At 64.8% G+C, this 11,319-nt stretch carries 7 protein-coding genes and 1 pseudogene; 5 read left to right on the forward strand and 3 right to left on the reverse strand.

Features of this window, described 5'->3' with window-relative positions; translation table 11 throughout:
- Positions 1-295 precede the first annotated feature (295 nt).
- Together AC4FWB_RS33465 and AC4FWB_RS33470 are read right to left on the reverse strand one after the other, a co-directional pair.
- Entirely contained in the window at positions 296-1,999 is a 1,704-nt protein-coding gene (locus tag AC4FWB_RS33465; RefSeq protein ID WP_491030495.1) for a hydantoinase B/oxoprolinase family protein, read from the reverse strand.
- A gap of 2 nt (positions 2,000-2,001) precedes the next feature.
- The gene (locus AC4FWB_RS33470) at positions 2,002-4,074 is read right to left on the reverse strand and encodes a hydantoinase/oxoprolinase family protein (protein WP_491030496.1); all 2,073 of its coding nucleotides are present in this window, start codon (positions 4,072-4,074) and stop codon (positions 2,002-2,004) included.
- A gap of 221 nt (positions 4,075-4,295) precedes the next feature.
- On the opposite strand from AC4FWB_RS33470, the gene AC4FWB_RS33475 reads away from it, so the two are divergent.
- The 5 genes from AC4FWB_RS33475 to AC4FWB_RS33495 all read left to right on the forward strand — a co-directional run bounded on the left by AC4FWB_RS33475 (position 4,296) and on the right by AC4FWB_RS33495 (position 11,078).
- Entirely contained in the window at positions 4,296-5,123 is an 828-nt protein-coding gene (locus tag AC4FWB_RS33475) for a ferredoxin--NADP reductase (RefSeq protein WP_491030497.1), read from the forward strand.
- 151 nt (positions 5,124-5,274) lie between these two features.
- Positions 5,275-6,330, forward strand: coding sequence for a deoxyribose-phosphate aldolase (deoC, locus tag AC4FWB_RS33480; RefSeq protein WP_491030498.1), 1,056 nt, complete (start codon positions 5,275-5,277; stop codon positions 6,328-6,330).
- A 231-nt stretch (positions 6,331-6,561) separates the two neighbouring features.
- On the forward strand, positions 6,562-8,937 hold the full coding sequence (locus tag AC4FWB_RS33485) for an aldehyde dehydrogenase family protein (protein ID WP_491030499.1): 2,376 nt from the start codon (positions 6,562-6,564) through the stop codon (positions 8,935-8,937).
- 317 nt (positions 8,938-9,254) lie between these two features.
- Positions 9,255-9,986, forward strand: a complete 732-nt coding sequence (locus AC4FWB_RS33490) for an SDR family oxidoreductase (RefSeq protein WP_491030500.1) — start codon at positions 9,255-9,257, stop codon at positions 9,984-9,986.
- A gap of 246 nt (positions 9,987-10,232) precedes the next feature.
- A complete protein-coding gene (locus AC4FWB_RS33495; protein ID WP_491030501.1) occupies positions 10,233-11,078 on the forward strand; it encodes a fumarylacetoacetate hydrolase family protein in 846 nt (281 codons plus the stop codon).
- A gap of 83 nt (positions 11,079-11,161) precedes the next feature.
- Here the strand turns inward: AC4FWB_RS33495 and AC4FWB_RS33500 are convergent.
- Positions 11,162-11,319, reverse strand: a pseudogene (locus tag AC4FWB_RS33500) (IS110 family transposase); the annotation flags it as partial.

The following is an 11,319-nucleotide window of genomic DNA, read 5'->3' on the forward strand; positions in this document are numbered from 1 at the left end:
GTCTCGGCTTCGCCGAGCCACCTCTCCCCCGCTCCGCGAGGGAGAGGAAATAAGCTTGCGCGATATCGCCAACTACCGCTTGCGAAATCCGAGCCCCCGGCGATTGGCGTTTCCTCGCCCCCATGAACATGGGGGAGAGGTGGCCGCGCAGCGGCCGGAGTGGGGGCTAGCGCCGCCATATGCGATTGCCCTGCCCTTGCGGGGGAGATGCCCGGCAGGGCAGAGGGGGTGTGAAGGAACTCGACGTCGACTTGGACATATCGGCTCCGCCTTCGACCGATCGCTAGCCTTCGGCCTACAGCTCCACCCCGAACATCTCCCTGGCCTGCTCTGCCGTGTAGTAACCGAGCCGTACATCCTCGCTGACCAGCTTCGGGTCGCGCTCGCGCGGGTCGCCATAGCCGCCGCCGCCGGGCGTGCCGACGCGCACGCGGTCGCCGGCTTTGAGCGAAATGTCCTGCTCCTTGGAAAGATGCGGCGGCACATGCGCTTCGCCGCCGCGGAACACCGTCACGCTGTTCGGCGCGCCGTCCCTGCCGCCGAGCGCACCCTGCGGCCCGAAGCGGCCGTGGTCCATCACGAAGGAGGCGCGTGCATCGCCGCGCAATATCTCCACCTCATAGGCGAGCCCAAAACCGCCGCGATGCTTGCCCGCGCCGCCCGAGCCTTCGCGCAGCGCGTAGTGCCGGTAGAGCACCGGAAAGGCCTGCTCCATAATCTCGACCGGCGGCGATTTGGAAATGCCGATGGTCGAGCAGCCATTGCTCAACCCGTCATGGCCGGCATTGCCGCCATAGCCGCCGCCCGAGATCTGGTACATGACATAGTCGCGCCCGCGCGCCGGATCGTTGCCGCCGAGCGCGAAATTGCCGCTGGAGCCGGCAGGGGCCGCCGTCACCTTTTCCGGCAGCGCCTGCACCATCGCTGCGAACACCGCTTCGGCGATGCGCTGCGAGACTTCCGCCGCGCAGCCGGAAACCGGGCGCGGATATTTCGCATCGAGGAAAGTGCCTTCCGGCCGCCTGACGTTCAGCGGCTCGAACGCGCCGGCGCTGATCGGCACTTCCGGAAAGATATGGCGCATGGCGAGATAGACCGACGACAAAGTCGTCGCCAGCACGCTGTTCATCGGTCCGGCGCAGGGTTTTGATGAGCCGGCGAAATCGAAGGTGAGCGTGTCGCCCGTCTTCTCGATGGCCAGATTGATGGTCAGCGGCTCGTTCACCACCCCATCGGAATCGACGAAAGCCTGCGAGCGGTAGACGCCGTCCGGGATGACCGCGATCGAGGCGCGCATCTGCTCGGCGGCGCGGCGGCGCAGCTCGGCGATCGCCTCGACAACGGTTTCGTCACCGTAACGATCGAGGATTTCATTGAGCCTGTCCTGGCCAATCAGCAGTGCGGCAGCCTGCGCGCGGATATCGCCGATGCGCTGGTCGGCAACACGGATGTTCGAGCAGATGATGGCGTAGATCTCCGGATCGAGCACGCCCTTCTTGAACAGTTTTACCGGCGGCAGGCGCAAGCCTTCCTGCTCCACCGCCGTGGCCGACGCCGAGAAGCCGCCCGGCACCGAGCCGCCGATGTCCGGCCAATGCCCGGTATTGGAAAGCCAGCAGAAGATTTTGCCGCCGCGATAGACCGGCATGACGAAGCGCACATCCATCAGATGCGTGCCGCCGAGATAGGGGTCGTTGACGATGTAGATGTCGCCCGGTTCCGGAGCCAGGCAACGGCCGTCGGCGATCATCTCGATCACCGTCCTGGTCGAATATTGCATGACACCGACGAACACCGGCAGCCCCTGGCTGCCTTGCGCGATCAGCGAGCCGTCGACCGCCGAATAGATGCCGTCGGAGCGGTCGTTGGCCTCGGCGATGACCGGCGAGAAGGCCGCGCGTGAGAAGGTCAGGTCCATCTCGTCGCAGACCTGCTGCAGGGCGGCCTGCAGCACCGAAAGCGTGATCGTGTCGAGCTTTGTCCCATCTAACGCTGGCATTGTCAGGCCTCGCCGATGTCGATGATGATGTTGCCGTCGGCGTCCGAGCGCGCCCGGTCGCCGGGTTCAAGCACAGTGGTGGCGTCCATCTGTTCGAGGATCGCCGGCCCCTCGATGACGGCGTCGAGCGGCAGCTTTTCGCGGGCATAGACCGGCGTGTCGTGCCAGCTGCCGTGATACCAGACCGGCCGGATCTCGCGCCGCGCCTCGTCGAGCGTTGCCGCGCGCCCCGCCGGGTCGATCAGCTGCGACAGATCGATCTGCGGCCGCACACCGGTGACCGACGTGTTGAGGTTGACGAGGTTGGCGCGGATCTCCGGCAGCTCGACCTTGAAGCGCGCGAAATAGGCCTTTTCGAACAATTGCTGCAGCGTTGCCCGTGAAACCGACGAGGACGGCAGCGGCACGTTGATGATATGCGTCTGGCCGACGAACTGCATGTCGGCGGAGTGCGTCACGCGGATCGCGTCCGGCTTCACCGCTTCCTTGGCGATCAGCGCCTCGCCTTCGTTCCGGTGCCGTTCCAATAACTCGTGAAGCGAAGCTTCATCCAGCAGCGCCACCGGCTGGTTGATCGTGTTGACGAAGTCATGCCGCATATCGGCGACGACGCAGCCGAGCGCGTTGGTGATGCCGGGACGCGCCGGCACCAGCACTTTCGGCAGGCCGAGCTCGCGGGCGAGCGCCGTCGCATGCAGCGGCCCGGCGCCGCCGAAGGCGAACAGCGCGAAATCGCGCGGGTCGTGGCCGCGCGACACCGAGACCATGCGGATGGCGCCCGCCATCTTCATGTTGCCAAGCCTCAAGACCGCGCCCGCCGCCTCGACGCCGGAAAGGCCGGTGCCCTTGCCGATCCTGTCCTCGAAGATTGAGGTCACGCGCTCGACGGTGACCGGGTTGTCGACAGCAAGCAGTTTTTTCGGCGCCAGTCGTCCGAGCACCAGATTGGCGTCGGTGATGGTCGGCTCGGTGCCGCCGCGCCCGTAGCAGATTGGGCCTGGATTGGCGCCGGCGCTTTCCGGGCCGATCTGGATCAGTCCGGCAGCGTCGACGCGCGCGATCGAGCCGCCGCCGGCGCCTACCGTATGTACCGCTACCATCGGCACATGGATCGGCATCGCATATTCGATCTCGATCTCGTTCGACACGGCGGGTTCTGCGTTGCGGATCAGCGCCACGTCGGTCGAGGTGCCGCCCATGTCGTAGGTGACGAGATTGCCGAAGCCGGCGCGTTTGCCGGTATAGGCGGCGGCGATGACGCCGGAGGCTGGGCCGGACATGACCGTCTTGGCCGATTCCAGCGTGACGAAGCGGGCGGAGATCATGCCGCCATTGCCGTTCATGATCAGGAAGTCGCGGGCATAGCCTTTCGCCGCCAGCTCCTTGCGCAGCCGCTCGACATAGCGTTCCAGGATCGGCTGCACCGAGGCGTTGACCGCGGCGGTCACGCCGCGCTCGAACTCGCGCGCCTCCGAAAGCAGCGCATGTCCGGTGGTGATGTGGCCGTTCGGCCAGAGCTCCGCCGCGATCTCGGCCGCGCGCCGCTCATGCGCCGGATTGGCGTAGGAATGCAGGAAATGGATGACCAGCGACTCGCAGCCCGCGGCGAGCAGTCGTTTCACCGCGTCGCGCATTTCGGCCTCGTCGAGCGCCACGCGCACCGCGCCCGACGCCTCGACCCGCTCCGATACTTCGAGCCTGAGATCCCGCGGGATGACAGGCACGAAGGTGCCCGTCATGCCATAGGCCTGCGGCCGCGTTCGCCGCCCAAGCTCGATCACGTCGCGGAAGCCGCGCGTGGTGATCATGCCGGTTCGTGCCAGGCGGCGCTCCAGCACGGCGTTGGTGGTGGTGGTCGTGCCGTGCACGATGAGGTCGATGCCGTCGACCGGAAAGCTGGTGGCGCCGAGCGCGGCGACCACGCCGAAGGCCTGATTTTCCACCGTGGTAGGCGTCTTGGCGATATGCACCTTGCCGCCCGCCTTGCCGTCGATCAACAGCAGGTCGGTGAAGGTTCCGCCGACATCGATGCCGGCAACGACGCTTCCCGCCGACGCCGAAAATTTCTCATTCATTGCCGAAACCCGAAATGCCAGGACTACGGATATGCCTCGGTTTGGAAAGGCGTTTTACGCTGCCATCTTGACCTGAAGATCATTTGTATACTAATAAATTCCGGACACAAGAGCTTACCGCTTGGCAGTGTGCGAAGGGCACGTCGGAACCTGACCGTTCGGGCGCGCAGGAGAAAGTTTGGCGCCAGCGCCTTTGAGCGTGGCCCGGAAAGTTGGGTTTGATGAACACGACATCCGCGTTGAACGTCGCCGGCGCAAAGCCGCTGCAGTTCCCGATCCCGGCCAATGTCTATGCCGAGACCGTGGTGTCGGTGAAGCATTACACCGACCGGCTGTTCTCCTTCCGCATCACCCGTCCGCAGTCGCTGCGCTTCCGCTCCGGCGAGTTCGTCATGATCGGCCTGCCCAATGCCGAGAAGCCGATCTTCCGCGCCTATTCCGTCGCCAGCCCCGCCTGGGACGACGAGCTCGAATTCTTCTCGATCAAGGTGCCGGACGGTCCGCTGACCTCCGAGCTGCAGAAGATTGAGGTCGGCGACACTGTCATCATGCGCCAGAAGTCGACCGGCACGCTGGTGCTGGATGCGCTGACGCCCGCCAAGCGCGTCGTCATGATCTCCACCGGCACCGGCATCGCGCCCTTCGCCAGCCTGCTGCGCGATCCCGACACCTATGAAAAATTCGACCAGGTCATCCTCACCCACACCTGCCGCGACAATGCCGAGCTCACCTACGGCCAGGAATTGGTGGCGGCACTCGAGACCGATCCGCTGATCGGCGAGCTGACCGGCGGTCGCGTCACGCTCTACAATTCGACGACGCGGGAAGAGTCGGTGCGCATGGGCCGCATCACCGCGCTGATCGGCTCGGGCAAGTTCTATTCCGATCTCGGCATCGACAAGCTCAATCCCGAGACCGACCGCATCATGATCTGCGGCTCGATGCACATGCTGAAGGACGTCAAGGAACTCGCCGAAAACCTCGGCTTCCAGGAAGGCTCGCTCAGCCATCCGGCCAGCTTCGTCGTCGAGCGCGCCTTCGTCGGCTGAGGCGCGCCGCCGTCCAGGATACCGTTTTGACCATGTGGTCAAAAATCTGCTGCTTTCGCGGCCTTTTTCCGCTATGACCCACTGAAGGACTCGTGAAGGACAACTTCGCGGGCTATCTTCGGCGTACGTCGCTGGAATGAAAGGGCAGGAGATGAGCAGCACCATCCGCGAGGCCGGCGCAGGCGCCGGTGCGTCCAAGGTTATGCCGCTGCCGGCGCGCGCCGCCGCCAACATGCCGATGCCGCTAGAGCATGGCATTGCCCGCAATCCCGGCATGAAGCTCGATCTCGGCTTCCTGGAATCGGTGCGCAGCGTCAACCGCTCGGCGCTGGAGCGCCGTGTCGCCACGCTCACCAAGCGGCGCTCGATCAAGGCCGACAACCAGGCCGCCTGGCTGCTGCGGGCGATTGCCTGCATGGACCTCACCACGCTGAACTCCAACGACACCGACGAGCGTGTGCGCCGGCTCTGCGCCAAGGCGATCAATCCGCTGCGCAAGGATATCGTCGACGGTCTTGGCATCGCAGGCGAAACCATCCGTCCGGCGGCCGTCTGCGTCTACCATCCCTTCGTCGCCACCGCGGTCGAGGCGGTGCGCGGCACCGGCATCCATGTCGCCGCCGTGTCCACCGCCTTCCCGCATGGCCTGGCGCCGCTTTCGACCCGCCTGCAGGAGATCGAGGCTTCGGTGCGCGACGGCGCCGACGAGATCGACGTCGTCATCCCGCGCGGCCTGGTTTACGGCGCCAAATGGCGCGAGCTGTTCAACGAGATCGTCGCCATGCGCGCTGCCTGCGGCGATGCCCATCTCAAGGTCATCCTCGGCACCGGCGACCTCGCCACGCTGCGCAATGTCATGTTGGCCTCGATGGTGGCGATGATGGCCGGCGCCGATTTCATAAAAACCTCGACCGGCAAGGAAAGCGTCAACGCCACGCTTCCGGTCGGCCTCGCCATGGTGCGCGCCATCCGCGCCTATTTCGAGGAAACCGGCTATCTGATCGGCTTCAAGCCGGCGGGCGGCATTTCCACCGCCAAGGTCTCTCTCGATTGGCTGGTGCTGATGAAGGAAGAGCTCGGCCGGCCGTGGCTCGAGCCGGAGCTGTTCCGCTTCGGCGCCTCCAGCCTGCTCACCGACATCGAACGTCAGCTTGAGCATCATTTGACCGGCCACTACTCGGCCAACCATCGCCACGCGATGGCTTAGGCGGGCCACGTCCTTGAAAGCCGAGTTCCTTCGCGCCCCCCTCTGTCCTGCCGGACATCTCCCCCACTTGTGGGGAGATTGGCTGTCATCGGCGATTTCGCCAATCGCCAACGTTGCAGGACGGCAGCCGACGGGCGCGAAGGCTAATCTCCCCCCTTGTGGGGGAGATGTCCGGCAGGACAGAGGGGGGCGCGAAGGAATGCCTTCCAAGACAATTATGCGGAGCCGCCCATGAACATCCTCGAACGCTATCACGCCATGGAATACGGCCCGGCGCCGGAAGCCCGCAACGAGGCCGATGCCTGGTTGGCCTCGCGCGATTTTTCCAGGGCGCTGTTCATCGACGGCGCCTGGAAAGCGGCGGTCAGCGGCAAGACCTTCGAAACCAGCGAGCCGTCCTCCGGCAAGCTGCTCGCCAAGGTTTCCGATGCGGGCGCCGCCGACATCGACGCGGCTGTTACGGCAGCCGCCAAGGCCCTGCCGAAGTGGTCGGCGTCCTCGGGCTACGCCAGAGCCAAGGTGCTTTATGCCATCGGCCGCGCCATGCAGCGCCACCAGCGCCTGTTCGCGGTTCTGGAATCGATCGACAACGGCAAGCCGATCCGCGAGAGCCGCGACATCGACGTGCCGCTGGCGATCCGCCACTTCATCCACCATGCCGGTTGGGCGCAGACGCTGGAAAAGGATTTTCCAGATCACAAGCCGGTCGGCGTCGTCGGCCAGGTCATCCCGTGGAATTTCCCGCTGCTGATGCTGGCCTGGAAGATCGCGCCGGCTTTAGCCGCCGGCTGCACCGTGGTGCTCAAGCCGGCCGAGTTCACCCCGCTCACCGCCATTCTGTTCGCCGAGATCTGCGAGCGCGCAGGGGTGCCGAAAGGCGTCGTCAACATCGTCCAGGGCGGACCGGAGGCGGGTGCTGCGATCGTCAACCATCCCGGCGTCCAGAAAATCGCCTTCACCGGCTCTTCGGAAGTCGGCAAGATCATCCGGAAGGCCACTGCAGGATCGGGCAAGAAACTGTCGCTGGAGCTCGGCGGCAAGTCGGCCTTCATCGTCTTCGAGGATGCCGATCTCGACAGTGCGGTCGAGGGGTTGGTCGACGGCATCTGGTTCAACCAGGGCCAGGTCTGCTGCGCCGGCTCGCGTCTCCTGGTGCAGGAAGGCGTCGCCGAGGCTTTCATCGCCAAGGTCAAGGTCAGGATGAGCCGGCTGCGTCTCGGCAGCCCGCTCGACAAGAACACCGATATCGGCCCGCTGGTCGACCGCACCCAGCTCGATCGCGTCAAGGGCCTGATCGCCGAAGGCGCCAGGCAGGGCGCCGTCTGCTGGCAGCCGGACGCTGCCTTGCCGGCAACAGGCTACTATCATCTGCCGACGCTCGCGACGGCGGTTTCGCCGGCTAATATTCTGGCGCAGGAGGAGGTGTTCGGTCCGGTGCTTGCGACGATGAGCTTCCGCAACACCGAGGAGGCGATCGAGCTCGCCAACAACACGCGCTACGGCCTTGCCGCTTCGGTGTGGAGCGAGAACATCAATCTCGCTTTGCACGTCGCGCCGCAACTGAAGGCCGGCGTCGTCTGGGTCAACGGCACCAACATGTTCGACGGCGCTTGCGGTTTCGGCGGCTACCGCGAAAGCGGCTTCGGCCGCGAGGGCGGCCGCGAAGGCATGTTCGAATATCTCGCGGCGAAACTGCCGGTCGGCCCCGTCATCAAGCCGACTACTGCCGGCTCAGCCCAGCCCGTCGAGCAGGCCGACGGCATGGCCATCGACCGCACGGCAAAGCTGTTCATCGGCGGCAAGCAGGTGCGGCCGGACGGCAACTATTCGCTCACCGTCGCCACGGCCAAGGGCAAGCTCGCCGGCGAAGTCGGTCTCGGCAATCGCAAGGATATCCGCGACGCGGTCGCCGCCGCGCGCGCCTGCAAGGCCTGGCCCGACGCGACGGCCTTCAACCGCAGCCAGGTGCTCTACTATCTCGCCGAAAACCTGTCCGGCCGCGCCGAGGAGTTTGCGTCGCGCCTGGTCCAGCTCACCGGTGCTACGGCAAAGGCCGCGCGGGAGGAAGTCGACCTCTCGATCGAGAGGCTGTTCCTCTATGCCGGCCTGACCGACAAGTTCGAGGGCCGCGTGCACCAGCCGCCGGCCCGCGTCGTCACTTTGGCGCTGCATGAGCCGGTGGGCGTCGTCGGCATCGTCACGCCGGACAATCAGCCGCTGCTTGGCTTCGTCTCTCTGGTGGCGCCGGCGCTCGCCATGGGCAACACCGTGGTGGCGGTTCCGTCCGAGCGGCACCCGCTTTTGGCCACCGATCTCTATCAGGTGATCGAGTATTCCGACATTCCTGGTGGCGCCATCAACATCGTCACCGGCCGCAGCGCCGAGCTCGCAGGCGTGCTGGCCAAACACGACGATGTCGACGGGCTCTGGGTGTTCGCCGACGCCGATACCTGCGCCAAGGCGGAAGCCGATTCCATCGGCAATCTCAAGCGCGTCTGGACCGGCAACGGCCGCAGCCTCGACTGGACTTCAGGCGATGCCGCCGGCGAGGCCTTCCTGCGCCGTGCCATCGAGGTCAAGAACGTCTGGGTGCCTTACGGCGACTGAAGCTCCTTGCACGAAGCGCGCCGGAGCCATTTGGCGATTGCCGCGAAGGTGGTCGCGTTCGGGCTTGACGCTCGTGCGCGTGTTCTTTAACGAGAAAAAACATCTTTATCTGTGAAATCGGCGGCCTGGAGCAATTCCAGGAAAAGTGTGAAACGGTTTTCCGTTCGGAATTGCGTAAAACTAAAGAGATAGAGCGGTTCGCCGTTTCCGTGAAACGGTGAAACGCTTTAGGCCGCACGATGCTGGCTGTCTGGCACACGACGCCGCAGCTGGCCATCGATAAAAGGCGGACGCACCAGGCAGGCGAGGAGAAAAGCATGGCGGATCTGGCAGGCAAGGTGGTTGTGGTCACCGCGGCGGCGCAAGGCATCGGCCGGGCAAGCGCGCTGGCCTTCGCCAAAGCGGGTGCCACCGTTCATGCCACGGACATCAATGAGCCGCTATTGGCCGAACTTGGCAAGACTGCCGGCATCAAGACCCGCAAGCTGGACGTGCTCAACGACGCGGCCGTCGCTGCTGCCTTTGCCGAGATCGGCCCGATCGATGTGCTGTTCAACTGCGCCGGCTTCGTCCATGCGGGCTCCATCCTCGAAATGAAGGATGAGGACCTCGATTTTGCGTTGAACCTCAATGTCCGCTCGATGATCCGCACCATCCGCGCCGTGCTGCCCGGCATGCTGGAGCGCGGCGACGGCTCGATCATCAACATGGCTTCGCTGGCGAGCTCGCAGAAGGGCGTGCCGAACCGCTTCGTCTACGGCCTGACCAAGGCGGCGGTCGTCGGCCTTACCAAGGCGGTCGCCGCCGACTACGTCGCCAAGGGCATTCGCTGCAACGCCATCTGCCCGGGTACGGTCGAGAGCCCGTCGCTGCAGGATCGAATGCACGCCCAGGGCGACTATGAGGCTGCCCGCGCGGCCTTCATCGCCCGCCAGCCGATGGGGCGGCTTGGCACGCCCGAGGAGATCGCCGATCTCGCCGTCTATCTGGCGGGAGCGACCTACACCTCGGGTCAGGCCTACAATATCGACGGCGGCTGGTCGATCTGACTTCCGCTCGGAAGATCGTGGCGGTTCGGGAATAGTTGGCGGGCGAACAGGAAGATCGGATCCGGCCCCTGCGTTTGTCGGAAGCATCGATCAGTCTGAAAAATCCTGTCTCCCGGCTGCTTGCGGGGTGTCTACGCTTGCCGCAGGCAAGGTCGCTGGCTACGGTCCGCCCGATTTTTCGCATGAGCCGTCGTCGCGGCGGAGAGTTTTGCAAAACGGCCTTTGGCCGCAAGGTGGAGAACAAAGATGAAGTTGCTGCGCTATGGCGAGGTGGGGAGCGAACGTCCCGGCCTGCTCGATCAGGATGGGACGATCCGCGACCTCTCGGCTCATGTCGCCGACATCGCGGGCACGGCGCTCCATCCGGCCTCGCTGGACATGCTGTCGAAGCTCGATCCGAGATCGCTGCCGGCAGTCTCCGGCAAGCCTCGCCTGGGCGCCTGCGTCGCTGGCACCGGCAAATTCATCTGCATCGGCCTCAACTATTCCGACCACGCCGCCGAGACCGGCGCCACCGTGCCGCCGGAGCCGATCATCTTCATGAAGGCAAGCTCGGCCATCGTCGGACCGGATGACGACGTGCTCATCCCGCGCGGCTCGGTCAAGACCGACTGGGAAGTCGAGCTTGGCGTCGTCATCGGCAAGACGGCGAAATATGTCAGCGAGGATGACGCGCTGGATTATGTTGCCGGCTATTGCGTCGCGCATGACGTGTCCGAGCGCGCCTTCCAGGCCGAGCGCCAGGGCCAGTGGACCAAGGGCAAGTCCTGCGACACGTTTGGCCCGATCGGCCCCTGGCTGGTGACCAAGGACGAGATCGCCGATCCGCAGAACCTCAAGATGTGGCTGACCGTCAACGGCAAGACCATGCAAAACGGCTCGACCAAGACCATGGTCTACGGCGTCAAATATCTGGTCTCCTATCTCAGCCAGTTCATGTCGCTGCATCCCGGCGACATCATCTCCACCGGCACGCCGCCGGGCGTCGGGCTGGGCATGAAGCCGCCGGTGTTCCTGAAAGCGGGCGACGTCGTCGAGCTCGGCATCGAAGGCATGGGCCAGCAGAAGCAGACGTTCACGGCGGACGAGTAGGGCGGCTGTTCTCCCCTTCTCCCCCTGTGGGAGAAGGTGGATCGGCGCGTAGCGCCGAGACGGATGAGCGACTATCTGAGTTGTCAAGTTGCATTTGCGAACTTGTTGCGCGCGTCGCGTGCTTTTGCATTGAGAATGACAAGCAGCTTCCTTGCGAGTGCGATGCGGATAACCATCTTTTCCTTTCCGGCAGCCTGCAACCTTTGCTGGAAGGCAGCCAGGTGTGGATCGTATTTGGCGA

The organism is Mesorhizobium sp. LEGMi-168a, assembly GCF_058312955.1.

What these genes read in the sequence shown, in the direction of transcription:
- AC4FWB_RS33490 (WP_491030500.1), top strand. Translation starts at nt 9,255, where the DNA reads ATGGCGGATCTGGCAGGCAAGGTGGTTGTGGTCACCGCGGCGGCGCAA.
- AC4FWB_RS33485 (WP_491030499.1), top strand. Translation starts at nt 6,562, where the DNA reads ATGAACATCCTCGAACGCTATCACGCCATGGAATACGGCCCGGCGCCG.
- AC4FWB_RS33470 (WP_491030496.1), bottom strand. Translation starts at nt 4,074, where the DNA reads ATGAATGAGAAATTTTCGGCGTCGGCGGGAAGCGTCGTTGCCGGCATC.
- AC4FWB_RS33475 (WP_491030497.1), top strand. Translation starts at nt 4,296, where the DNA reads ATGAACACGACATCCGCGTTGAACGTCGCCGGCGCAAAGCCGCTGCAG.
- AC4FWB_RS33495 (WP_491030501.1), top strand. Translation starts at nt 10,233, where the DNA reads ATGAAGTTGCTGCGCTATGGCGAGGTGGGGAGCGAACGTCCCGGCCTG.
- deoC (WP_491030498.1), top strand. Translation starts at nt 5,275, where the DNA reads ATGAGCAGCACCATCCGCGAGGCCGGCGCAGGCGCCGGTGCGTCCAAG.
- AC4FWB_RS33465 (WP_491030495.1), bottom strand. Translation starts at nt 1,999, where the DNA reads ATGCCAGCGTTAGATGGGACAAAGCTCGACACGATCACGCTTTCGGTG.